The sequence below is a fragment of the Paenibacillus apii genome (genome assembly GCF_011043685.1).
Taxonomy (GTDB): Bacteria; Bacillota; Bacilli; order Paenibacillales; family Paenibacillaceae; genus Paenibacillus_AQ; species Paenibacillus_AQ sabinae.
In genome coordinates this window covers 464585-489188 of sequence record NZ_JAAKGU010000002.1, presented here as the reverse complement: position 1 = coordinate 489188, position 24604 = coordinate 464585, and the positions used below count along the sequence as shown (strand labels likewise).

At 56.5% G+C, this 24604-nt stretch carries 16 protein-coding genes and 1 pseudogene; 8 read left to right on the top strand and 9 right to left on the bottom strand.

Features of this window, described 5'->3' with window-relative positions:
- Window positions 1-88: 88 nt before the first annotated feature.
- Both gcvPA and gcvPB read left to right on the top strand, forming a co-directional pair.
- A complete protein-coding gene (gene gcvPA, locus G5B47_RS08080) occupies window positions 89-1441 on the top strand; it encodes an aminomethyl-transferring glycine dehydrogenase subunit GcvPA (protein WP_165096501.1) in 1353 nt (450 codons plus the stop codon).
- Window positions 1438-2898 (top strand): aminomethyl-transferring glycine dehydrogenase subunit GcvPB, encoded by a 1461-nt coding sequence (gcvPB, locus tag G5B47_RS08075; protein WP_165096498.1) that lies wholly within the window; start codon window positions 1438-1440, stop codon window positions 2896-2898. Before gcvPA ends, gcvPB begins: the two co-directional genes overlap by 4 nt.
- 125 nt (window positions 2899-3023) lie before the next feature.
- Here the strand turns inward: gcvPB and G5B47_RS08070 are convergent, their stop codons facing one another.
- On the bottom strand, window positions 3024-3974 hold the full coding sequence (locus G5B47_RS08070) for a helix-turn-helix transcriptional regulator (protein WP_165096713.1): 951 nt from the start codon (window positions 3972-3974) through the stop codon (window positions 3024-3026).
- Between the two features lie 216 nt (window positions 3975-4190).
- On the opposite strand from G5B47_RS08070, the gene G5B47_RS08065 reads away from it, so the two are divergent.
- The 3 genes from G5B47_RS08065 to G5B47_RS08055 all read left to right on the top strand — a co-directional run bounded on the left by G5B47_RS08065 (window position 4191) and on the right by G5B47_RS08055 (window position 7600).
- The gene (locus G5B47_RS08065; RefSeq protein ID WP_165096495.1) at window positions 4191-4676 is read left to right on the top strand and encodes a DinB family protein; all 486 of its coding nucleotides are present in this window, start codon (window positions 4191-4193) and stop codon (window positions 4674-4676) included.
- A gap of 41 nt (window positions 4677-4717) precedes the next feature.
- On the top strand, window positions 4718-5527 hold the full coding sequence (locus G5B47_RS08060) for an alpha/beta fold hydrolase (protein ID WP_165096493.1): 810 nt from the start codon (window positions 4718-4720) through the stop codon (window positions 5525-5527).
- A gap of 276 nt (window positions 5528-5803) precedes the next feature.
- Window positions 5804-7600 carry an EAL domain-containing protein gene (locus tag G5B47_RS08055; protein WP_165096490.1) on the top strand — a complete coding sequence of 599 codons (1797 nt, stop codon included), beginning with the start codon at window positions 5804-5806 and terminating at the stop codon, window positions 7598-7600.
- A 191-nt stretch (window positions 7601-7791) separates the two neighbouring features.
- Here G5B47_RS08055 and G5B47_RS08050 read toward each other — a convergent pair whose 3' ends face one another.
- Window positions 7792-10812, bottom strand: a complete 3021-nt coding sequence (locus G5B47_RS08050; protein ID WP_165096487.1) for an efflux RND transporter permease subunit — start codon at window positions 10810-10812, stop codon at window positions 7792-7794.
- A 213-nt stretch (window positions 10813-11025) separates the two neighbouring features.
- Window positions 11026-11910, bottom strand: a complete 885-nt coding sequence (locus G5B47_RS08045; RefSeq protein WP_165096484.1) for a LysR family transcriptional regulator — start codon at window positions 11908-11910, stop codon at window positions 11026-11028.
- Between the two features lie 172 nt (window positions 11911-12082).
- Here G5B47_RS08045 and G5B47_RS08040 point away from each other — a divergent pair, with 172 nt between their 5' ends.
- Entirely contained in the window at window positions 12083-13006 is a 924-nt protein-coding gene (locus tag G5B47_RS08040; RefSeq protein WP_165096482.1) for a DMT family transporter, read from the top strand.
- A 24-nt stretch (window positions 13007-13030) separates the two neighbouring features.
- Here G5B47_RS08040 and G5B47_RS08035 read toward each other — a convergent pair.
- From G5B47_RS08035 to G5B47_RS08020, 4 genes and pseudogenes are all read right to left on the bottom strand, one after another.
- A pseudogene (locus G5B47_RS08035) lies at window positions 13031-14186 on the bottom strand (cation:proton antiporter).
- A 747-nt stretch (window positions 14187-14933) separates the two neighbouring features.
- Window positions 14934-16151 (bottom strand): ABC transporter permease, encoded by a 1218-nt coding sequence (locus tag G5B47_RS08030; protein ID WP_165096479.1) that lies wholly within the window; start codon window positions 16149-16151, stop codon window positions 14934-14936.
- Complete coding sequence (locus G5B47_RS08025) at window positions 16144-17316, bottom strand: ABC transporter permease (protein WP_165096476.1); 1173 nt, start codon at window positions 17314-17316, stop codon at window positions 16144-16146. Before G5B47_RS08025 ends, G5B47_RS08030 begins: the two co-directional genes overlap by 8 nt.
- A gap of 12 nt (window positions 17317-17328) precedes the next feature.
- Window positions 17329-18264 (bottom strand): ABC transporter ATP-binding protein, encoded by a 936-nt coding sequence (locus G5B47_RS08020; RefSeq protein WP_165096474.1) that lies wholly within the window; start codon window positions 18262-18264, stop codon window positions 17329-17331.
- Between the two features lie 231 nt (window positions 18265-18495).
- On the opposite strand from G5B47_RS08020, the gene G5B47_RS08015 reads away from it, so the two are divergent.
- Both G5B47_RS08015 and G5B47_RS08010 read left to right on the top strand, forming a co-directional pair.
- Complete coding sequence (locus G5B47_RS08015) at window positions 18496-19734, top strand: histidine kinase (protein WP_328804482.1); 1239 nt, start codon at window positions 18496-18498, stop codon at window positions 19732-19734.
- A gap of 46 nt (window positions 19735-19780) precedes the next feature.
- Window positions 19781-20425, top strand: coding sequence for a response regulator (locus tag G5B47_RS08010; RefSeq protein ID WP_165096472.1), 645 nt, complete (start codon window positions 19781-19783; stop codon window positions 20423-20425).
- 1018 nt (window positions 20426-21443) lie between these two features.
- Here G5B47_RS08010 and G5B47_RS08005 read toward each other — a convergent pair.
- Window positions 21444-22817, bottom strand: coding sequence for a PDZ domain-containing protein (locus G5B47_RS08005; RefSeq protein WP_165096708.1), 1374 nt, complete (start codon window positions 22815-22817; stop codon window positions 21444-21446).
- A gap of 209 nt (window positions 22818-23026) precedes the next feature.
- A complete protein-coding gene (locus tag G5B47_RS08000; RefSeq protein WP_165096469.1) occupies window positions 23027-24493 on the bottom strand; it encodes a S41 family peptidase in 1467 nt (488 codons plus the stop codon).
- Between the last annotated feature and the right edge of the window lie 111 nt (window positions 24494-24604).

Here is a 24604-nt window from a genome sequence, read left to right as displayed (position 1 = left end):
CCTGCCTGTGCAGGACATTACCTATTCATTTAATCAGCTTTATAATTAATCAGCTTCATCATTAATCAGCTAAGGAGTGAATCCGAAAATGAAGCATCGTTATCTGCCAATGACCGAGCAGGACCGCCAGGAAATGCTGGCGGAAATCGGGATTCAGTCCGTGGAGGAGCTGTTCGCCGATATTCCCGAAGCCGTGCGCTATATGGGCCGGCTGCCCATGTCAGAAGCGCTGAACGAATACGCCCTGCTGCGGTATATGAAGCGTCTCTCGGACAAAAACGCCGACTTCGACAGCCACATCAGCTTTCTGGGCGCGGGCCTCTACGATCACCATGTCCCCGTCGTCATCAACCATGTCATTTCCCGTTCGGAATTTTATACGGCTTACACGCCTTACCAGCCGGAGATCAGCCAGGGCGAGCTGCAGGCGATCTTCGAATTCCAGTCATACATCTGTGAGCTGACCGGCATGAAGGTCGCCAACGCCAGCATGTACGACGGCGCGACGGCCTTGTCTGAAGCGGCAGTTCTGGCTTCCGGCGCCGCGAAGCGCAAGAAGATCATCGTCAGCAGCGCGGTTCATCCCGAAGCGCGGCAGGTGCTGAAGACGTCCGCCGCCGGACTCGGCCTTGAGATCACCGAGGTCGGCTGCACGGACGGCGTCACCGATCTTGCGCTGCTGGCGCAGGCGATTGACGGCGACACGGCGGCGGTGCTGGTGCAATACCCGAACTTCTTCGGGTGCATCGAGAATCTGGCCGCCGCCGGGCAGCTGGCGCATGACGCCAAAGCGCTGCTCGTTGTCAGCGCCAACCCCCTTGCCCTCGGCGTGCTCGAAACGCCGGGCAAGCTGGGCGCCGACATTGTCGTCGGCGACGCTCAGCCGCTCGGCATCAACGCCTCGCTCGGCGGGCCGACCTGCGGCTACTTCGCGGTCGCAGAGCATCTCATGCGCCGCATCCCCGGCCGCATCGTCGGCCAGACGGTCGACCGCAGCGGCAAGCGCGGCTTCGTGCTGACGCTTCAGGCCCGGGAGCAGCATATCCGCCGCGAAAAAGCGACGTCGAACATCTGCTCCAACCAGGCGCTGCTCGCGCTCTGCGCTTCGGTCTACCTGTCCGTTATGGGCAAGGAAGGCATGCGAGAGGTCGGCGGATTGAATATCCGCAAAAGCCATTACGCCGCTTCCCGCCTCGGGGTCATCCCAGGCGTCAAGGTCGCCTTCGGCTCCCCGTTCTTCAACGAATTCGTGCTGAAGCTGCCGGAGGGCAGCGATCCGGGCGCGGTTAACGCCAAGCTGCTGAAAGAGGGCTTCCTCGGCGGTTACGATCTCGGCAAGGACTATCCCGAGCTTGCCGGCCACATGCTGATTGCCGTAACGGAGAAACGGAGCAAGAGTGAAATCGACGAATTTGCAAGCGTACTGGAGGGGTGCTTATGAAACCGGAACAAAGCCTTATCTTTGAACTAAGCCGTCCCGGACGGGCCGCCTACTCCCTGCCGGAATGCGATGTGCCGGCTGAGGAAGGCCTGGATGCGCTGATTCCCGCTGAGCTGCTGCGGAGCGAACCGGCGGCGCTTCCCGAAGTGTCCGAGGTGGATGTCATCCGCCACTACACCGCCCTGTCCCGCCGCAACTTCGGCGTCGACAACGGCTTCTATCCGCTCGGCTCCTGTACGATGAAATATAATCCGAAGATCAACGAGGATGTTGCCCGCTTCTCCGGATTCGCGAAGATTCATCCGTACCAGCCGGAAGAGAGCATCCAGGGCGCGCTGGAGCTGATGCATACGCTGCAGAGCGACCTGGCGGCGCTGACCGGCATGGACGCCGTATCGCTCCAGCCCGCCGCCGGCGCGCACGGCGAATGGACCGGGCTGATGATGATCCGCGCCTATCACGAAGCGCGCGGCGAAGTCCGGACCAAGGTCATCGTTCCGGACTCCTCGCACGGCACGAACCCGGCCAGCGCTTCGGCGGCCGGACTGACGACAGTGACCATTCCGTCCAATGAACAGGGAATGGTCGATCTGGAGGCGCTGAAGCACGCGGTCGGCAGTGACACCGCTGCGCTCATGCTGACCAACCCGAGCACACTCGGCCTGTTCGAGACGCAGATTGTGGAGATCGCCCGGATCGTGCATGAAGCGGGCGGCCTGCTCTACTATGACGGCGCGAATTCGAACGCGATTATGGGCATCACCCGCCCCGGCGACATGGGCTTCGACGTTGTGCATCTCAACCTGCACAAGACGATGAGCACGCCGCACGGCGGCGGCGGCCCGGGGGCTGGTCCTGTCGGCGTCAAAGCGAAGCTGGCTCCGTTCCTGCCCGGCCCGACCGTGGCCAAAACGGAAGACGGCGGCTTCAAGCTTCAAGCAGGCGGACCGCAGTCGATCGGCCGCGTGAAGGCTTACTACGGCAACTTCGGCATTCTCGTCCGCGCTTACACCTACATCCGCACCTACGGTCCGGACGGACTGCGCGAAGTATCGGAGAACGCCGTGCTGAACGCCAACTATATGCTGAGCCGCCTCGCGCCGCATTTTGACGTGCCTTATCCCGGCATCTGCAAGCATGAATTCGTCCTGTCCGGCAAAAACCTGAAGCCATACGGCGTCCGCACGCTCGACGTCGCGAAACGTCTGCTTGATTTCGGCTACCATCCGCCGACCGTCTACTTCCCGCTCAATGTCGAGGAATGTATTATGATCGAGCCGACCGAGACGGAGAGCAAGGAAACACTCGACGGGTTCATCGACACGATGATCCGCATCGTGCAGGAATCGAAGGAAACGCCGGAAATCGTTCTGAACGCGCCGCATACTACGGAAATCAGCCGTCTTGACGAGACGCAGGCAGCGAGGAAGCCTGTGCTGAACTGCTCCTGCGGATAAGCGGGCGGCAGCGCGTTATTAACACAAGGTTAGTCCCTCTTGAACATCCGATCACCTTTCAAACCGGATGAATCAAGAGGGACTTTTTACGTTGCTGAGAGGGGTGTACTCCCTACCTGTTCCCTTTACGCGTCATACTTGGCCAGCAGCTCCTTCAGTTTTGCCCTCATGCAGCCAATCAGCTCCGGCGGTTCCGACACTTCGGCATCGCTGCCAAGGCCGATGAACAGTCTGGCGAAGTAAGGAATTTCACCAATCGGAATATCTCCGTCAATCCAGCCGGTGCCGTCTTTCCGAACCTGCAGCAGCCCCCGCCGTCCCAGCTCCGCCTCGCACACCCTCACCCCCTCCTGGCTCAATTGAACACGGCAGCGTGTATACCGGCTTGTGTCCGAAAAAGAAGCTTCCCAGTTGTCCAGATGAATGCTGCGCAGGTCGAGCGACTTGATTTCGGGGTCCCCTTCCTCCACGCTGATGATCCGGTCGCATCGGAACAGGCGGACCCCGGCGCGCAGGAAGCAGTACGCCGGACAGTACCACAGCCCGCTACTGGCATAAATGCCGATCGGCTGAATGTCCCGGACCGTAACATTCTCCTGCGATTTGTATCCGATCCGCAAGACCTTTTGCATCACGGCCGCCTCAAGCAGCGCCGATAGAAAGGGAGACTCCGCCTGCCTGGCCGGAATGACGAAATCCACCCGGTTCTTCATCTGGTCAATCCGGTCCCGCACGTCGCCGGACATATAATGATAGAATTTGCCGAGCGCCGATGACGCCTCCGTCTCAAAGGGAATGAAAGAATAATGACGCAGGGCGTGGCACGCGAAAAATAGAGCAACCGCCTCCTCCTCGGTAAAAGCGATGGGCGGCAGAATCCGTTCGTTCAGCACCTGATAGCCCCCGTGCGGCCCCACTTCCGAATACAAGGGAACGCCCAGCTCGCCAAGCTCCTGCAAATCCCTTAATATCGTCCTTGGCGACACGCCGAACTCCTGCGCCAGCTCCTTGACGGTAAACTTCCTCTTCCGGTTGACGGTCAGCATTAGCTCCAGCAACCTTTTCGATTTAGACATAGTATCCCGGTTATCATGTGGGGACATGGGCGCCGAGCCTCCTTCCTCTCTTGGGTGGAATCTTCCGATTGTTTTATGACAATACTTGTCACTATTATAGACTACAATGAGAACCGAACCCAAGAGCGCCGCATGCCGCGACCCTCGCTTCTTGAACGAATGATCCGGTTGCGGTGCGCCGCCAGCCAAATCCAAAAATCCGAAAGGTGTGAGCTTATGCAAGCCGTAATTGAAATGAAAGGTCTTCTCCTGCATGAATTGGAGCATATCGTCCGAACCTCTTCCAGTCTGATTGGCAAAATCTCTCCCGGCCACTGGGAATACCGCCCCCGGGAAAATATGCGCTCCCTGCTGGAGCTGGCGCAGCATCTCGTCTCCGTTCCCTCCGTCGATCTGCTGATTCTGCAGGAGCAAGGGCAGCCCGACATCCGCCGGGTAGAAGATGAGATTAACGAAGCCCGGACTGCGGAGAGACTGTCGGCGTGGATGGACAAAGGCTTTCAGGACTTGAAAGCCTACATGGAGGGCTTAAGCGAAGAGGATTTTCTTCACAAAGCCACCAAGCCTTTTTATTTGGAACAGGGGTCGGTGCAGGCGAAATGGCTGATCGAAATCGTCACCCATGCCCAGCACCACCGCGCGCAGCTCTTCAATTACCTGAAGGAACTGGGCTATGAAGTGAATATGTTTGATCTGTACTGAATACCGAGCCGGAGACTGCCCCAGAAAAGGAGGAAAAATAGATGGCCGATCCTATACCAGACCATGATTCCGTAAGCTATCATCGAAAATCCTTTGAAGGTCCAGACACAGTTTTGTCGTATATCGATTTTGGCGGCGGGGGACCTCCGCTGGTGGCTCTGCACGGCCATATGAACGAGGGATTGTTCGCCCGGCGGCTGGCCGAAAGATTCGCCCGCGAATACCGGGTCATCGCGCTGGATCAGCGAGGGCATGGCGAATCCGGCCGTCCCGCAAGCTTTGATAACGACCGTTATGTCGCCGATGCGCTGGCGCTGCTCGATCATCTCGGCATCGATCATGCCGTATTGCTCGGGCACTCTCTCGGCGGCGTCGTAGCTTACCGGCTCGCCGCCCGCCGGCCGGAACGGGTACGGGCGCTATTTATTGAAGATATCGGCGCGGCCGTGGACGACGATCTGGGCTTTGCGGCCGAGTGGCCGCGGCGTATGCCGACCAGAGAAGCGCTGATTGCCGCTCTTGGGCGTCTGGGTCCGGCTTTCGCTTACTCGATGCGGCAGTATGAGGACGGGTGGGGACTGCCATTTGTCCCTGAGGATATGATTCGCTCCCAGCAGAAGCTGAACGGCAGCCACTGGGACGACTGGCTCGCGACTGGTTGTCCCGCCCTGCTGCTTCACGGTATGCGAAGCAGCTGCCTGTCTTACGGGCAGGCGGAAGAAATGGCGCGAAGTAGGCCGAACACGAAGCTCGTCCATTTGGATGCCGGGCACACCATTCATTTTGACGCACCGGATCGTTACCTGGAGGAAATTGAGCAGTTTCTGACCGAGACCGGCACCCATTCTTAGCGGCTTTTAGGAAAAAGGGACAGAGCAAAGGAAGATGAAGCGCCTTGGGCGCAGATCTCCTTTCGCCTGTCCTTTTTTGCGTTTACAGGAAGGTGCCGGCAAGGCAGCCGGCCGTGACCGTCCGATGTCTCGCATACGGACAATTTTCGATAATATTCACTTGATTTATGTATGCAAATTTATGAAAATATTAATGGAAAATAGAGGATTTTGAATGATAACATCGAATTTTAAAAGGCATTAATAACGTTGATATAGATGAATACGGAGGGCATAATGCTGCGAAAAAACAACAATAAAAGTACCCAAAACTCCACCTGGCTCAGGAGAAGCTCCTACGAAGAAATCCGTCCGCAGCATCTGAACACCCAAAGCTTCAGTCCTCTATGGGGAGCCTCGAGAATTGCAGGTATTTATTTTATTATCGGATGTTTATGGATTCTGCTGACCGACAAGGCCGTTTCCGCCCTCACCAGCAATGCCGATTTGATCGCCACAATCAATATGGTCAAGGGATGGTTCTTCGTTTTTATGACGGCACTTCTGATCTTTGTGCTCATTCTTGAAACGCTTAAGCGAATTCGGAAGGTGGAAGAAGATTTAGAGGTATCCTATAAAAATCTGATGAACACCCATGAAAATCTGGAATCCGCATACGAGGAGATCACGGCTACCGAAGAGGAGCTGCGGCAGCAGTATGATCAGTTGATCGAGAATCAGCGCAAGCTGAGCGATAGTGAAGAGAAAATGCAGCATCTGGCCTACCACGACCTGCTGACGGATCTGCCCAACAAACTGAATTTGTACGAGAACGGGGCAAATCTTCTCGCAGGCTCCAGCGGCAGTGCGGCCTTAATGTTCGTGGATATCGACAACTTTAAGTATATCAACGATACGATGGGTCATGGCTTCGGAGACCGTCTCATTGTAGAAGCCAGCAAGAAGCTGCTTTCCATCGTGGGAGATCACGGGGTTATATACCGGTTCGGAGGCGATGAATTTATTATTCTTCTCCATTCCCTGACGGACAAGGGACAGGCCGGTATGATGGCGTCCCGCATTCTGGCCGGACTTAAAGAGGCCGTCGACATCGACAACAGCCTGGTTCACATCAGCACCAGTGTTGGAATCAGTCTCTATCCCGATCATGGCAGCGATATTATGGAGCTGGTCAAGCGGGCGGACATCGCCATGTACAAGGCAAAAGAAGCGGGCAAAGGCAACTTTATCGTGTTCGATAACCCCCTTAATGATACATTTACCGAACGAATGAACATTGAGAAGCAGCTATACACCGCGATGGAACGGAATGAGTTCGACATCTACTATCAGCCCCAGGTGGATCTGGCACTGAACAAGGTGACCGGTCTGGAAGCACTCCTACGCTGGAACAGCCCCGAACTAGGACCTGTCTCTCCATTCAAATTTATTAAAGTGGCCGAGGATTCGCATTTGATTATTCCTTTGGGAAGCTGGGTTCTGCGCAAAGCCTGCGCATTTTTGAAGAATCTTCATGAGCAGGGCTTCGAACATTTGACCATGTCCATCAACATTTCGATGCTGCAGCTGCTGCAAACCGATTTTAATGAGGTGGTCCTGGACACGCTGCATTCCTCCGGGCTTGAGCCCGATTATCTGGAACTGGAAATCACGGAGTCCATATTGATCGAATCCTACGAGCATGTCGGCACCAAACTGAACGAGCTTAGAGACAAGAACATCAAAATTGCGCTGGATGATTTCGGGACAGGGTATTCGTCTTTAAGCTATCTGACCCACCTGCCGATCTCCACATTAAAAATCGACAAGTCCTTTATAGACTCCATTCCGGCGGAAACGAATCAGGCAATACTGCTCGAACAAATGTTGATGATCGGCAAACGGATGAACATGTGCGTCATTGCGGAGGGCGTAGAAAGAGCGGAACAGCTGGCCTATTTGCAGGAGCAGGGCTGCGACAAAATCCAGGGTTATCTGTTCAGCAAGCCGCTCGCCGCGAGAGATGTGGAGCGGTTGTTGGCCGGCTGGGAAAGCTCCGGACTGTTCTTTTCCAAATCGACAGAAACTTGCTGAATACGCCGGGTGTCCGGCAGTTCCCCCTCATGTGCATGAGGGTATTTTTTTGCGCAAAAATAGAGCGGGAATTCTCCCGGTAAAATACCAGGGAATCCCGCTCCGCAATTCATTTCTTCCGCCCTGACGCTGGATGCCGGTTCGGCAATGTCCCGTGAGGCGGTTATTCAGAAGGTTCTTTACAGGTCCGGTTAATTCGTGCCTGCTGCTGGATAAGCCGCCGGTTTCAGCGCTTTTTTGCGCTGCTTCGCCGACTTGCGGAAGTAAAACAGCTCGTAAACGGCAGGCACGATAATCAGTGTCAACACCGTGGCGGCGGTCAAGCCGCCGACGACCACGATGGCCAGACTTTGCGAGACGATGCTGCCCTGCTCGGAATGGCCGAACAGCAGCGGCAGCATCGCGCAGATTGTCGCGATGGCCGTCATCAGAATCGGCCGCATCCGCGTTCCCGCCGCTTCGAGAATCGCATCGCGGATGCTCATGTGCGCTTCATTCTGCTTAACGCGGTCAATCAGCACAATCGCGTTCGTGACCACAATACCGATCAGCATCAGCGCGCCGAATACGGCGGTGAAATCGGGGGTCACTCCCGATACCAGCAGACCGACGACTGCGCCGATGGCCGCGAGCGGCAGCGAGAACATGATCGCCAGCGGAGCGCGAAGCGTCTTGAAGGTGATCACCATGATCAGGTAGACGAGACCGATTGAAATGAGCGCCGTCATCCCGAGGTCTTTGAAATCGCCCGCCTGGTCGGCGGAGGCGCCGCCCGAGATGATCGTTACGCCTTCCGGCAGCTTGACGCTGTCGGTTTCTTTTTTGATCGAGGCCCCGATTTCGGATACCTTCTTCGGATCAACTTCAGCCGTAATGCGAACGTAAGGTTTGCCTTCTTTGCGGTACAGCATGGCGGGTTCTTCCCGAACCTCCAGGCTGGCCAGCTGCGACAGCGGCTTCGGCCCGGTTGAAGTCATCAGTGTAATATTCTGCAGGTCCGCCTGAGACTTCGGCTCGGCCAGAGGCGACAGTACAACCGATGCCGGAGAGCCGTTCAGCTGCATCTCGCCGAGCGGGATCGGATTCAGCATAGCGGCCAGCTGCATCGAAACTTCCTGCGCGTTGGCCTGCGCCGGATTCACGTTGAAGGCAAAGACCGGCTTCGTATCCTCCATATTGCTGGAGATTTTTTGGATGCCGTTAATTGTCTTGACCTTATCCATAACCTGACCCGCCGCCGCAGTAACCTGGGTGAGATCTTCGCCGGCGATGTCAATGTACTCGCTCGTCGAAGCCGAAGGCATAATGCTGGCCTCTTTCGCCGTTAGGGTAGCTCCCTTAAAGGTGTTTTGCAGGCCGCGAACGGTATCCAAGAACGCTTGGGCGTCGGCATCTTTCTTCATAGTCGCGGTAAAGTTGACCGCGGTAGCCGAGGATACGTTGCCCCATTTAGCGGCATCGGCGCTGTTCCCGGATTGCATGATTACCGTCTCGGCCTGAGGTTGTTTAATCAATTCCTGTTCCAGCCGTTTCCCCTGTTCAAGAACCTCCGCAACCGGTGTATCATTCGGGTATTTCAGCTCTACCGAGACCATGCTTGCATCGGAAGCGTCAAGAGCGCCCTTCGGCATGTTCATATAAGCGGCGATGGAAGACACCAGAATAATCAGTCCCAGCGACAACGACACCCACTTATGGTTCAGGTTCCACTTCAGGAAGCGCTGGAAACCCTTGGACGGATCATGCTCTTTCATCGAGGTGTTCCGCAACAGCACGGAGCTGAGCAATGGAACGACAGTCAAAGCGACCACAAGCGATGTCAGAAGCGAATACGTAACCGTTAAGGCAAAAGGCAGCAGGAACGCCTGCAGACTGCCGCGCAGCAGACCCATCGGCAGGAAGACGGCGACGGTCGCAACCGTCGAGGACGTAATCGCCCGGGCCACCTCTTTGGTCGCACTGATCATCATGTCAATGGAGAAGGACTCTTTCTGCAATCTGCGGTAAATGTTCTCGATCACGACAATGCTGTCGTCGACCAGACGGCCGACCGCAACGGCTACCCCGCCGAGCGTAATAATGTTCAGGGTAATCCCGGAGATATCGAGCAGATATAACGTAACGGCCAGCGACAGCGGAATGGAAACGGCCGTCACGAGCGTTGCCCGCAGATTACGCAGGAACAGCAGAATGACGATTGTCGCAAACAAGGCCCCGAGCAGCACTTCGCGCATCATGCTATTCACGGAATCGACGACCATATCCGAGGTGCTGAATATGACCGCAGCTTCGGTTCCCTTCACATCCTTATTGATGCGGTCCACCGCATCCTTTACCTTATTGCCTACGCCGACCGCGTTGGCATTGGCTTCCTTCGTCACTATCGCGAACAGCACATCCTTGCCGTTCGAGCGGCTGACGCTTTCCTGATCGCTCTTCTCCTGAACCGTCGCAATATCCTGCAGCGTTACCCCGGGCGAGACCGGCAGCTTCTTCAATGTATCGATACTATCGATAGAGGATACGACGCTCACGCTGCCCGTCTGGCCGCCAAGCGTCTGCTCCCCGATGGAAGCCGATACGTTCCGGCCCTGAAGCAGGCTGGTAATTTGCTGGACGGACACTTTCTTCTCTGCCATAAGACGCGGGTCCAGCTTAACCGTCACCTGCGGCGCGGTTTTGCCGTACAGCGCAACATTCGCTACTCCTTCGATCTTTTGAAGCTCGGGAATAATCGTAGTCTCCGCAAGTTTCAGATTCTCTTCAGTGATTCCTGCATCGAACGCGAGGGTAACCTCGGAAACGGGAATCATCGAGGTATTCAGCTGAAGCACGAACGGCTTCATCACCCCTTGCGGGAATTGCAGCGCATCGACTGCTTTCTGAACCTCCTGAGCGGCATCCTTCATATTTGTCTTGGAGTCGAAATTAAGGTCCACTTTTGTAAAGCTGTCTCCCGAGGTGGACGTCATTCCCGTCTTGCCTTTAACCGTGGACACGGCCGCTTCGATCGGCTTGGTTACCTTCTCTTCCATCGAATGCGCATTCTGTCCGGGACCGAGCGCCGTTATTGTCACCTGCGGATTATCCGCCTCTGGCATGAACTCCATCGGCAATGAGCTGTAGCTCATCACTCCTACGACGAGCGCCATCGCAATCAGCAGCCCTGCGGCTGCTTTATTGCCGAACGCCCATTTTGTCAACCATGTCATTATTAATTTCTCCTTCCACTCCCCAGTATTGGTGATGCTCTTGCTGTCTGTTTCTTGGTATGTATGTTCAGCTTTTCTCATGATTCAGTTTAGTTTCTTTCCGGCAGGCTTAAAACCGTCGTACGGCGGGTTTGATTCTCAGCCTCTGGACGGAGAACTTCCCCTACCAAAGGATGGGGACGGGGTGCACGAATACGCGAAGCGGACCGTTCATCATGAGGGCAGTCTCCATTCCTCTACCCAACGCCGCGCAAGCTCGATGAATTTATGGACTGCTGGTGAAGCTTGCTTCCGTGAAGGAACGACGATTCCCAGAGACCGGGAGCAGGGCGTTTCCAATTCCAGCATGGCGACCCGGGAGCCTCGGCTCTTCAGGATCATCTCGGAGATAATGCTGATCCCCAGCCCGTTCTCGACCATGGCAATGATGGCGTAATCGTCACCGGCGAGGAACTGCACGCGGGGCTGGCAGGGAAGCTTCTGGAGTACACGCATGACGTCTTGATCACAGCCAGGGGTAGGCATGATAAAAGACTCCTGCTCCATCTGGGCGAACGTGATCCGCTCCATTCCGCTTAAGTGATGCTCCTCCGGTACGATACACACCATCCGGTCCTCTCTGAGCGGAATGGTCTCGAAATTGCCCAAGGCGGGGAGGGACATGAAGCCGAGATCGATCGTGCCGTTCTTAAGCCCTTCCTCGATCTCGTCAAAATCGCCGTTCACGAGCCTGATTTCAATCCGGGGATGCTCCTCCCGAAAGCGGCGGATGATTCCCGGCAGCCAATTGATGGAGATGCTGGAGAAGGTGCCGATCCGGATCATCCCGGCTTCAATTCCATTGATGGCCGCAACCTCCTGCTTGAGCTGTTCGTGGCAGCCAAGCATATTCCGCACATGCTTCAGTACACGCTCGCCATTCGCCGTCAAACGCACCCCCGTCCGGTTCCGGATCATCAGGACGCAGCCGAGTTCGTCTTCAAGACTGCTGAGAGCATGGCTGACCGCGGACTGGGTAAGGCCAAGGGTTTCGGCGGCCCGGGCAAGGCTTCCCAAATCAACAATGGTTTGAAAGACTTCATATTTGAGCAGGCTCAATGATCCCGCCTCCAATAGATGAATTTTATTCAAGAATACCTTTATAAACATTCAATTTATTTAATCCAAATTCAGTTTTATACTAGCTTTTAGAATAAGGATATGTCCAGTGCTGATTTCCGAAAAACGATTTCCTTGGCACATTCGACTGACCCCAAAGGAGCCGGTTACGATGAAACAAAGAAACGCAGATTTACTGATGATGCTTGTCACGTTGAGCTGGGGCTCTTCGTATCTGTTTATGAAGAACGGATTGAATTCAGTCTCACCGTTTAATCTGGTTGCCCTTCGATTCTTTCTGGCCTTCATCCTGTGCGGGGCTGTATGGTTTAAGCGGCTGCGCCTGGCGGATAAAAGAACGCTCGGTTATTCCTTGGTGCTCGGCTTTCTGTTGTTCGCTGTGTCCGCCTCCGTCATTTTCGGCCTTCGCAGCACATCAACGTCCCATGCCGGCTTTCTAGCCAGCTTAACCGTTATTTTTGTTCCCGCCTTGTCGGTGGTTGTACTGAACCAAAAGCCCGGAGCGAGGCTCATAACCGGAGCATGCGTGACGATGACCGGCATCGGGCTGCTGACACTCAGCGGGCCCATGAGCGTAAAGCCGGGCGATTTATTATGCATCCTTGCCGCGCTGCTGTACGCCGTCCATATCCTGGTGACGGGAGCGGCGGCCAAGGTTGCCGATCCGCTGAATCTCGGAATCCTGCAGTTGGGGTTCGCCGGGGGCCTCGGCTTGTTGTTCTCTTTCCTGTTCGAGTCCCCTCAGGTCCCTGTATCCCTGGAAGGCTGGATCTCCGTCCTGATGCTCAGCGTTGTGTGCAGCGCGGCGGGCTACATCATTCAATCAATTGCGCAAAAGTATACGACACCGACCCATACGGGACTTATTTTTGCACTGGAGCCTGTGTTTGCCGCCGCTTTCGCCTACGTCTTTGCCGATGAGCATCTCTCCGTACGCGGCTATATCGGAGCGGCGCTGATTCTATCGGGATTATTTATTGCAGAGATGAAGCGTGGGCGCACGAGTCCCAAGGGGATGGAATCCGCCACTACAAGCAAGCCGCCGGGGATGGCGTTCAAATCGGCAAAGAATTGAAGGCTTCCCGAATGAAAGTTGGAGCTACTCTTCCTGCACCGGCTTGACCTTCTCGCGGAACATGCCTTTCAGCATCGGCGGGGTCACGAGCGTTGTCAGGATGACGACAATAATAACCGAGGTAAAATAATCCGGATGCAGCAGTCCGTTCCCGAGTCCCATCGCCGCAATGATCAAGGCCACTTCTCCCCGGGAAATCATCCCCGCGCCGATGGCTATGGAGGAGTGATTGTTAAATCCGGTCAGACGCGCGCCGAGAGCGCCGCCGAGCAGCTTGCTCAGCACCGCCACGATTGACAGCGCAACGACAAAGCCGATCTGGCCGCCGACGCCTTTGAACGAGACATTCAGCCCGATGCTGACAAAGAACACCGGAACGAACATGGCGTAGGCGATCGGCTCCAGCTTTTCCTGAACGTTGTGTTTATAGTTGGTCTGCGAGACGGCGATCCCTGGCGAACGCGCCGATAGTACCGGCCATTCCGGTCCATTCGGCGAACCAGGAATACGCAAAGCAGATGACCAGCGCGATGCTGACGGTCGCTTCCGTAACTTTTAGCGGTGCCAGCCACTTGAGCATCCGGGGAACGATCAGCCAGCCGGCAATAAGGGCTACGGCAAAAAAGAGCAGCTTTTTACCGATGAGCAGTCCAAGGGAGACCGATTCCCCCTCGCCGAACAGACTCATGAGCACCGCAAGCATAATCACAACCAGAATATCGTCAACAACAGCCGCTCCCAGAATCGTCGAGCCTTCCCGGGAATTCAGCTTGTTCATGTCCTTGAGCACCTGGGCGGAAATGCTGACGGAGGTCGCGCTCAAGATCGCCCCCAGGAACAGCGCATGCGTATAGGAGAAGCCGAACAGCTCCGCAATGCCCATTCCTCCAAAAAGCGGGAGAATGATCCCGCCCACAGCGACGGCAATGGACGACTTCCAGCTTCGCCGCAGCTGGTCCAGATCCGTCTCAAGTCCCGCGATGAACATCAGCAGAAGCACGCCGATTTCGGACATAAAATGAATAAATTCCCCGTCCCGAATCCAGCCCAGCACCGCCGGGCCGAGCACGATTCCCACAATCAGCTTGCCGAGCACGGCTGGCTGGCCCAGGCGCACCGCAAGATCTCCGACCAGCTTGGTGGACAGCAATATCAGCAGCAAGGTTAAAATAAATTCCATCGATCAACGCTCCAATTCTTAGTAAGATGGGAAAAGCCATAACCGATTTCAGTAAAATGCCCTGAAAACGGCAAAAAGGAGCCCTTGGTGACAGGCTCCTCCATAAAACGATAGTTTATTCGGTTTTTTAAAATTATCCCTATAAATATACCCTTGTTTAGAATCATTGTAAGGAGTAGAAGCAAACTAGCTGGGATAATCGCCTATGGTCATACATTTAAAATTAAGCTGTTCAGATCGAAAAGCTCCACCATTGAAGGAGCTAAGTTGGTTATGATTTTTAGTTCAGCGTCTTGTAAACCGGCTAAAGTGCAGGTTTTTTCGATCAGAAGCGTTTGTCAGCAGTATAAACCTCCGATTGTGCAGGAATTTAAGGCTGTGCCAACTGCATTCGAGGTTAAACGAGTAAAAAACTGCATCTTTTCAGGTATTTTATTCAGTGAGGGTTCTACGTCAGAGAAAAGATGTACAATTTCAGGTTTTCTGCATCATTTGGTTCATCGCGCCTCGCCGAAGCTCGTACATAAAACAACTTCTCGGCATCCCTATGCCCCCGCTCGTAGGGCGGCCCTTTCGTTCTCCTGTTCTGCTCCGCAAATGGTACCAAGGTAAATGCTGCTGGCGCTTCCTCAATATTGATACTGAATACCTCCCCTAAAAAGACAAAGAACGCCCCGGCCATTCAGTGGAATGGATCAGGACGTTCGAAAGTGATCAATTTGCCATTACAGCTGGAAGCAGGCAGCTCTATACAGCCGCCTCGTTCGGACGCAGGATGGCGGAGCCGATCGCCAGCAGAACGGCGGCCATCAGGCCCAGCACCGCAAAGGGCAGCCACAGCTCGCTCCAGCCGCTGCCGGTTGCGGCGAGGTCGGCGGCCTGAATCGCCCATTTTTGCGGGACGAAATTGGCGGCCTTCTGCATGAAGTCCGGCATGATCGAGATCGGCCAGAAGCAGCCGCCCAGCATACAGGTCGGGGTCAGGATGAGCGCATTCAGCATGCCCGCATTGTTCGGGTTGCGGATCAGTCCGGCAACCGTGCTGGCCAGCCCCATCGATACGAGCATGAAGGCCGACAGGATCAGAAAATATAGATTTATCGGAAGCTCAAAGTTGTAGTTCAGCACATACCGGCCAACCAGAAGCACAGCGGCGACCTGGATCACGCCCACCGTAAAGCTGCCCAGAAAATTGCCAAGCGCAATTTCATAAGAACGAACCGGCGCGCTGAATATCCGCATCATCGTTCTCTGCCTGCGGTCATCCATCACGAACGAAACGGAGCTGGTAACCATAGCCATCAGGAACATCAGCATAAATCCGGTAACGACACTAAGACTTTCACGGGGGTACAGGTTATAATCGGTCTTCTCGCTGCCAACGAGATGCTGCCCCGCGAGCTGCAGGATGGTGGACAACCGCGCTTCACGCGCAGGAGCCGTACTGACCGCCGCTTCAGACGTCTTAGCCGCGACTGGAGCCTCAGCCTTACCTGCGGCACTTCCGGTTCCGGCTGCGCTTACCGCTAAGGCCAGCTCACGGAGCCGGTCGCCGATTTCCCCGGCTTTCATCTTAAGCGTAATCGACGCTTCAGACGTCTTCAGCTCATAGATATGGATGGGCGGAGCCTGGCCGGCGAGCAGCGAAGCGGTATAGCCCGCCGGGATTCCCAGTCCCGCGCTTCCTTCCTCATTAAGGACTCCGGCGCGCAGCTCATCCTCGCTCTTTTTTTCAATCAGGTTATAATCTCCGGTCTTCTCCAGTTCGGCAATGACATGCGCTCCAGCGGGGCCGCTGTCAAGGTTCGTGTACAGCACGTTCGTCTTATGATCCACGGTACCGCCGGTCATCCATATAATGAAGGAAACAATGACGCCAGGCATAAGAATATAGGCGATCACGCCTTTGCGTCTGCCAATCATCCGTTTGATCAGATTCCAGGCAATGGTAAGGATATTATGCATGATAACCCACCTTTCGGTATGAGAAAAATGCCAAGCTCATCAGCACGAGACCGATCAGCGACAGCATCACGATACTGCCCGAAATCTGCGAAAGCGGTGACTCCAGCATCATCCGCAGGATGCCCCTCATCCCCCAATGATTGATGGAAAACGCACCGCCCGTATTCAACCAGGAATCCGGCAGGGGAGCCATCCCTCCGCTGATAAACGTCATCACTACCGTGAGCCCGGTTAAAATGGAGCGTGCCAGCGCTGCAGTACGGACGAACATGCATATAACGACCGACAAAGTGAGCGAAGCGAAAATCATCAGCAGGCATAACAGCGCCAGCAGCCCCGGGCGGTTGCCCCAATACACGCCGAACAGAAAGTGCGTGGCTATAATAATGGAGGCGCACTGAAGGACTGATACAAGGCCGATGGCGAACATTTTTCCAATAAAGAGCTCTCCTCCCTTGACCGGCATGGAGCCGATCCGGAACAATGTATGGTTATCCTTTTCGCTGTACAGGCTGGTGATCACCATTTGTCCGCACAGAAGCAGGAACATCAGAAGCATCGAAGCCGCGTAATACTGGGAGGCGGTGTAGGCCGGGGCTTCTTCATTGAGCTTGCCGAGTACCGCGGCCGGACCGCCTTCCCCGGACACTGTCATCGCGGGAATCGTCTGAGGTCCAAGCGTCATGGCGGCGGCCTGCCTGTAATTGATGCTGCTTAAGAAATTATCGAACACGGTCGCCGCGACCATATTGTCCGTTCGATTTTTACCGAGAATATATTCAAGCCGCGCTTCCTTCCCGCTCATGATATTCTTGTCGAATCCCGCCGGAACGATAACCGCATAGCTGTATTCTCCTGAACGCAAGCCGCTTACCGCCGCTTCCCGGCTGTCCGCCGTTACCGGTGTAATAATCTCCGTAACCTCCGGCGACTTCAGAAAGCTCGTGATCAGCTGCGAGCGTTCGGAGGGGTTCGCTGCCGCATCGACAATGCCCACCCGGAAAGAATCGATCTTCTGGTCCTTACCTCCATCCATAACGCCGGAAAGCGCCGAACCAAGCAGGAAAATCAGCAAAATCGGCAGCAGAAACAGGTTGATCAGCATGGAGCGGGAGCGGAGGAGCCGCCGCAGCTCATAAGACGCAATCGTCCATATATTAGCCATTGTTCTCCCCTCCTAATCCCGTAAGGTCCGCCCGGTCAGGCTCAAGAATAATGTCTCCAGATCCGGCTCTTCAATTTGCAGTGCCTGAATGACGCCCCCATGCTTGGCGAAAATAAACAGGATGTCCTGCAGCTCGCTTTGGGACGACGGCAAATACAGCTCCACCGTCTCTCCTTCCGCCTCCACCCGGGTCACCCGGGGATGCTGCTTAAGCTCTCGAATCAGTTCAGGCGTGATGCTGCCCGCTTTGATGACGATCTTCTCTTCGTGCGCGACCCGCTCCCGCAGCTCTTTCTCCGTCCCGCAGGCGATAATATGCCCCTTGTCCATAATCGCCACCCTGTCGCAAAGGGTTTCGACCTCTTCCATGTAGTGACTCGTATAGATGACGGTTGAGCCCAGCTTGTTGAGCGCTTTGACCGATTCAAGGATATGGTTGCGGGACTGCGGGTCAATGCCGACAGTCGGTTCGTCCATAATGATCAGCTTGGGGCGGTGCATGATGGCGCAGGCAATGTTGAGCCGCCGTTTCATCCCTCCGGAAAAAGTGGACGGCTTATCCTTGGCCCGGTCCGCCAGTCCGGTAAATTCCAGCGCCTCCTTCACCCGTTCCTTCAGCAGTTCGCCGCGCAGGCCGTACAGTTTGCCGAAAAAGGAGGCATTTTCCCAAGCGGTCAAATCTTCGTACAGCGCAAGGTCCTGGGGGACGAGCCCGATTCTTTTTTTGGCCTCAAGCGGCTGCTTCGTTACGGAAATGCCATCAATGACTATGCTTCCCCCGTCCATCTTCAAGAGGCCGCAGAGCATGCTGATCGTCGTGCTTTTGCCCGCGCCGTTCGGGCCGAGCAGGCCGAATATTTCCCCCTCCTTAATGCTCAGGTTCACATGATCCACCGTCAATTTGCTGTCGTATCTTTTCACCACATCGGTTAGCTGCGCAAGCGCCATTGCTCATCTCTCCTGCCCTTGTATTCTTCATGTTTTCATTGTACCGCAGCCCGAGGGACGCCGAAGGTACGGAAGGTCATGATGTGAAGGTGACTTAAGTCATCTCTTCAGGTAAGGCCAGGGGAGAAGCGCGGCAGTTCTGCTTTTTTGGCAGGGGACGCGTACCGAAGCTAGGGGGATGTGCTAAGATGGAAGGGCAAATTCTATTTTGACCGAAAAGGATGACGATGCGTGACCAAGGAGCTGAAGCTGCTGAGGTACGGACTCATTGCCGTGCCCGCTTTTCTCTCGATGTACGTCCAGGAATATATCAGTTATGACCGGTTCACCCTGCATCTGCTGATCCTTCTGCTGCTGGCGGCGCTGGGAGGGCGACTTCCCGCTCGCTTCACGGCGGCGATGGCCGCGGCGGAAATGCTGTACGCTTCCTGGCTGTGCTTCCGGTACGGAAGCCTCATGGCCCTTCCCTCTCTGTCCGCGTTGCTCGTCTATTCCCGCTTCCTCCCCCGGCCGCTTCCCTTTGTGTTTGCGGTGATCCATCTGGCCGCCCTGAACGCCGCCGTCATGGAGGCTTCTCCACTGATCCGCGCCTGGGTTAATCTTGTGTTTCTGCTGGCTGCCGCGCTGTCCTTCCAGCTGCATTCGGCGGGACGCGGCCAGGAAGAGACGCTTCATCTGTACGACGAGCTGCGGAAAAAGCATTTCGAGCTCGACGAAGCGCGCAGCCGCCTGCTGCAGTTCGCCGCCCAGGTGGAAAATGCCGCCCAGGCCGAGGAGCGGGTGCGGATTTCCCGCCAGCTGCATGACGATATCGGCCATCGGCTGATCCGCGTCAAAATGATGATGGAGGCCGCGCTGCACACGCTCCCCTCCGCTCCCGAAGCGGGCATGACCATGATGGGTCAGGTTCGCGACCAGCTGGCCGAGTGCATGGACGATCTGCGGTTCGCCGTAAGGCGCATCGGCCGGGGGCCGCAGCTTGAAGGGGCCTATGCCCTGGACCGGCTGCTGGAAGAGACGGGACGGGACACGGGCATCGAGACCTCCTATACGGTGGAGGGTATGCCTTATCCGCTCTATCCGAGCCTTCAGGTGGTGCTGTACAAAAATGCCCGCGAAGCGATCACCAACGGACTCCGGCACGGGCTTGCCACCTCGGTCGGCATCAAGGTCAGCTACAGCCCATCCGAGGTGACGATGGAGGTCAGCAATAACGGTAAGGCGGAGATGGAGGCGGATGGAAGCGAGATTGCGGAGGTTAATGGCGATAACGGGGACGATGGAAATGGTGCGGGACGGTTGTCAGGCGGGAATCACGAATTCCCCCTTACCGGTGGGGGCGGCGGCATGGGACTCAGGGGGATGGAGGAGCGGACCCGGCTTGTCGGTGGAACGCTCCGGGTGCGGACCGCTTATCCTTTTACGGTGATAACGACGCTGCCGGTCTACAAACAGAGCGAAATCATTTAAAGCGGCTGGCTGGATCAGTTTTCTTTAAAGGAGGGGAACCGCTATCGTGATAAAAGTAGTGATCGTGGACGATGATTCCTTTATCCGGGAGAGTCTGAAGGTGCTCGTCGGCATGGACCCGGACATTGAGGTGACGGGGGCTGCGGCAGATGGGGGCGAAGCGCTGAAGCTGCTGGAAAGCGGCACGGAAGCGAACGTCGTGCTGATGGATATCCGCATGCCCGGGATTGACGGCGTGGAAGGAACACGGCTGATCAAGCGGAGCTTCCCGCAGGCGGCCGTGCTGATGCTGACCACCTTCGACGACGACGAATATATTATCGAGGCACTCAAAGGAGGAGCCAGCGGCTATCTGCTCAAAAACATCCCCCCGGACCGCATCATCCAGGGGATCAAGACCGTCCATGAGGGCAACATGCTCATTCATCCTGACATTGCCCGCAAGCTGGCGGGCTTTCTGCAACCCGCAGCCGCGGAAACGGCCTCCTGTTCGCTTGACTCCTACGGGCTGACCAAGACGGAGCTGTCGGTGGTCGCGGCTATCGCCGAGGGATACTCCAACAAGGAGATTGCCGCCGAACTCTTCCTAAGCGAGGGCACGGTCAAAAACTACATAACCGAGATTTTAAGCAAGCTGGGCCTCCGGGACCGGACGCAGATCGCGATTTTTTATTTAAAAAATCAGCGGTGATTCGGGCGGTATTTGCAGTGGAGTGATGGATTTATCTAGTGGGGTTGATCCTTGTTGCGGGCGGTGGCGGGAGGGGGCGGGTTATGCGGCTCCCATGCCGGATGAGGCCGCGTGATGCAGTACGTCTGGTCAGGTGCAGACGTGTATGCCGGGGGAGGTCACGCGATACGGTGCTTCCAGTCAGGTGAGGCCGCGTGATTAAGCACATTTCCTGCAATTGTACATCTATTTCTCGTCAAGAATCTCTCCCTAATTCAATTCCTGCAAATGCGCAGGCATTACGCCCACATCTCTCCATTTGACGTGCCGAGCACCAAAATAACTGCATTCTAGCAGCTATTTCCCATGAAGGGGGGGGGATTTCGCCTGAAAAACCTGCAGGTTTGCAGGAATGCTCCGCCTTTCGGATGAACAAACGGCAATGGGACCCCCTTGTTCCCTCGCCGGGAGGCCCCCCGGCCAGCTTTCAACTGAACAAACGGCTATTGAACCTTCTTCTGTCTCTACTTTTGCGATGGACGGTAATTGGTCTACTTCCGGCGTGTTGTTTTAGGCTGCACTCAACCGCGCCAGGAGGGGCCGAGTTATGCGGCACGCATTAGAGTGGCTGAGGTATGCGACACCTATGGAAAGTGGCTGTATCATGCGAACGTATGCCAGGTAAGGTCAGGTTATGCCACTCGCATGCCGAAAGAATCTGCGCTGTACAGAACGCCCGACCAGGTAAGTCTGCGTGATGCAATACGCAGGCCGGGGGAATCTGCGTTATGTAGCGCATCCAGTCGCGGGAACCCGCGTTATGCAGCACATCCGGTCAGGTGAAGCCACCTGGTGCAGGATGCATGCCGGCAGAACCTGGCTTGGAAACAAGCGCCGCCCCTGCTGCGGTGACCGGTTTGATGCTACAGCAGAGGAGCAAAGACACAAAAGCCCGGATTTCCGACGATCTGTCGGAAATTCGGGCTTTTTCATTTCTTTATCGCACCAACAGCGCAGGCCGCGGCTCTTCTTCCCTGCTTTATCCCTTTGCCGATTCCGCTCCGCCGGGGCCGGGCAGCGCCCCGGAGGCTCCCGGCGCGGGAGCCGGTGAAGCGGCCGTCTCTTGCGCTGCTGCCGCCTCCCGCCGGGGCGGCAGCTCCGATCCGCCGCTCTGCCGGCGGCGGGCGCCTGTCTTCATGAGGGCGATGCCGAAGATGCCCGCGGGCTTCTCCGGCGCCGTCGTATCCTCATCCGGCTGGGGCGCCAGAATGACGCCCAGCAGATGATGGTCGCCGTCGTAGATGGCGCGCTGCAGGTACTTGCTCTCGCCGGCGGCGTTCTGCACCTCCAGCTTGCAGAACGCCGGACTCCGCCGCAGCGCCTCGTGCAGCTGCAGCGCCCGGCCGGTCAACGCTTCGCCGTTGACCTTCAGCAGCACCTCGCCCGGCAGGATGCCCAGCTCGTGCGCGGGGCTGCCGGGCAGCACGGCCAGCACCTTCAGGCCGTGCGGCGGATGCACGAAGTAGGGGCTGCGGCGGCGCTCCTCCAGAGCGCCGTACCACACCAGCCCTTCGTGCAGCAGCAGAGCCGCGAGCGCCGCGGGCAGCGTCAGCGGGCTGTACCAGGCGGCCGCCAGGGCGAGGCCCAGCAGCACGGCGCCGTACAGCAGCAGCCAGCCCGAAGCGCGGGCGGCCTTGCGCTGCGGAAGCATGCCGGTCGTCAGCTGGCTGAAGCCGATGATAACCGGCAGCGAGACGAGGCCGAAGCCGCCGCCGAGCAGCGTCTGCCACGGCAGGTCGCCGGCCCCGGCTCCTGCGGGAACGAGCAGGAAGAGCGGCAGCGGCCAGAAGGCTTCCATCCGGTAGCCGCCCACGACCCGGCCGCGCTTGCCTTCCAGAAAGAGCGGCGTCGCAAGTGCTGGTCCCTGCCAACGGGCCAGCAGCGCCTCGGCCAGGTGCAGAATGGCGGCCAAAGCAAGAAGCGCCGGAATATCCATTCCTCTTATCGCTGCGGCCGCTTCACCGCCCAGCCCGCCGGGCCGGAAATCCGGAAAGAAGGAAAGGATGAACTGCAGTATCCCAAGCAGGCCGATGGAATAAGCGAAGCAGAAATACCGTACCCGGAATATAATCAGTACGGCGCTGACCCCCCAGATACAGACGACAGCAGCGCCAGTGACCGAGACGCCCAGCAGCACGGCGGCTGCCGAGACGAGAACACCCGCAGCCAGTCCGCTCCAAACGGCGCGCCAGACTTCATTGCCCCAGCTATGCATTTTGACATGGATAAGCTTCCGCTCCAGCAGTGTCTGCCTGCGGTAATAAAAGGCGATGAACAGCAAAGCGATATAATAAAAGGGCTGCATCAGCATATGCAGCGCGGCATTTCCCAAGCTTGCCAGCAGTTCCAGCATGTCATTCAAACGGATCGTCACGCTCCTTTGGGCTGCGGCACCTCAGTGCGGCTCTTTCTCTATTGGCTCTTTCTCTATTCTAATGGAATCAAACGCTCAAAGACAGGCCTGGCGGATAGAAAAATATGGGCCCAAGCCGTCCGTCGCCACGGTGATCTTAGGTTCAAAAGCTTATATAAAGAGAAAAAGAAGGCTGCAAGCAGCCTTCTTTAAGATTTCGCCGCCTTCGCGCCGATTTCCTTCCGGATCTCTTCTATCCCCCGGTTGCGCTGATTGTCGTTCGCCGGTTTCCGGATCGCCTTGATCAAGGCCGCTTCCAGCGCTTCCGCCGTCTTGGCGTCAATGATGCCGGTAGCCTTCAGCTTGGATGCGCTTTGGAATTTCCGCACCGCTTCCTTCGTGCCGGTATCAAAATAACCGTCTTTCCGCCCCGGCTTGTAGCCAAGGCCATCCAGCATGGTCTGCGCGCTCTTCACGTCTGCATTGTTCATGTTATACTGCAGCGGCCGGCTCTTGTCGATCGGCGACACCGAGAAGTAGTCCGGCTGGGCCACGGCGATATCCGGCTTGATGCCCTTGCCGTGAATCCAGCTGCCGTTCGGCGTCAGCCATTTGGCAATCGTAATCTTCAGCAGGCTGCCGTCACCCATCTGCTTGTCAAAGCTGGTCTGAACCGTTCCCTTGCCGAAGGAGTTCTCACCGATCAGCTTGGCTCCGGCGGACTGCTGCAGGGCTCCCGCCAGAATCTCCGAAGCACTGGCGCTGCCTTTGTTCATCAGCACGGTGACCGGATAATCCTTGCCGCTGCCCTTGGAGGTCGTCAGCTCGCGTTGCTTCTCCTTGTTCTCCACCTGAACGATCGTCTTGCCGTTCGGTACGAACTGCTCGGCAATATCGATGACCACCGGCAGTACGCCGCCGGGATCGTTGCGGACGTCGATAACCAGGCCTCTCAGGCCCTTCTTCTCCAGCTTGTCCAGCTCTTCCTTGAAGCGGTCCGCGGTGTTCAGCGAGAACTGCGTAATCTCGATCACGCCGATGCCGCCCTGTTCCATGGTGGAGTAAACCGTCTCCAGCTTCACATCGTCCCGAACGATCCTCAAGGTGAGCGGTTCAGCAGAGCCGCTGCGCTGGATGACCAGTACGGCCGTGCTGCCTTTGGGGCCGCGGATTTTGGCGACCGCATCGTTCAGATCCATGCCCTCCAGCGATTGTCCGTTCACGGAGACGATAATGTCCTTCGCCTGGACACCGGACCTCTCCGCCGGCGAGCCTTTAATCGGCGACACGACGACGACTTTGCCGTTATCGGAAGACACCTCGGCTCCGATGCCGGTGAACGAGCCTTCGATGCTCTCCTCGAATTTCTCCGCCGTCTCCTTGGCCATATAATTGGAATAAGGATCGCCGAGCGCTTCCATCATTCCGTTAACCGCGCCGTCGATCAGCTTCGTTCGATCCACGTTCTGGTAGTAATTGCTCTCGATCAGGCCGAGCGTTGTTCCCAGCTTCCTCGCTTCGCTCTGCTTTAGCCCCGTCCCGATAGACGGGGCCGTCGCCAAGCTTTCTCCGGCAGCTTGTCCGGATAATAGCGAACCTGTAACGGCCAGCGTCAGCAGGCTGCCGCACAGCAGAGCGGCGATTACCATAAAAACCGCCGTGCTCTTTTTTAACATGAAGCCTTCACCGTCCCTTCTTGTCCATCCTGCCGGTCCTGTAAAGCTGTCGTCCGCAAGAATCGGTCTGACTTCCAGTATATGCCGTAATCCTAAATAATATTTATAATT

Coding starts and splice junctions, on each gene's coding strand:
- G5B47_RS08000 (WP_165096469.1), bottom strand. CDS start 24,493: ATGTTAAAAAAGAGCACGGCGGTTTTTATGGTAATCGCCGCTCTGCTG.
- G5B47_RS08050 (WP_165096487.1), bottom strand. CDS start 10,812: ATGACATGGTTGACAAAATGGGCGTTCGGCAATAAAGCAGCCGCAGGG.
- gcvPB (WP_165096498.1), top strand. CDS start 1,438: ATGAAACCGGAACAAAGCCTTATCTTTGAACTAAGCCGTCCCGGACGG.
- G5B47_RS08020 (WP_165096474.1), bottom strand. CDS start 18,264: ATGGCGCTTGCGCAGCTAACCGATGTGGTGAAAAGATACGACAGCAAA.
- G5B47_RS08025 (WP_165096476.1), bottom strand. CDS start 17,316: ATGGCTAATATATGGACGATTGCGTCTTATGAGCTGCGGCGGCTCCTC.
- G5B47_RS08030 (WP_165096479.1), bottom strand. CDS start 16,151: ATGCATAATATCCTTACCATTGCCTGGAATCTGATCAAACGGATGATT.
- gcvPA (WP_165096501.1), top strand. CDS start 89: ATGAAGCATCGTTATCTGCCAATGACCGAGCAGGACCGCCAGGAAATG.
- G5B47_RS08040 (WP_165096482.1), top strand. CDS start 12,083: ATGAAACAAAGAAACGCAGATTTACTGATGATGCTTGTCACGTTGAGC.
- G5B47_RS08005 (WP_165096708.1), bottom strand. CDS start 22,817: ATGCTGGAACTGCTGGCAAGCTTGGGAAATGCCGCGCTGCATATGCTG.
- G5B47_RS08060 (WP_165096493.1), top strand. CDS start 4,718: ATGGCCGATCCTATACCAGACCATGATTCCGTAAGCTATCATCGAAAA.
- G5B47_RS08070 (WP_165096713.1), bottom strand. CDS start 3,974: ATGTCTAAATCGAAAAGGTTGCTGGAGCTAATGCTGACCGTCAACCGG.
- G5B47_RS08065 (WP_165096495.1), top strand. CDS start 4,191: ATGCAAGCCGTAATTGAAATGAAAGGTCTTCTCCTGCATGAATTGGAG.
- G5B47_RS08055 (WP_165096490.1), top strand. CDS start 5,804: ATGCTGCGAAAAAACAACAATAAAAGTACCCAAAACTCCACCTGGCTC.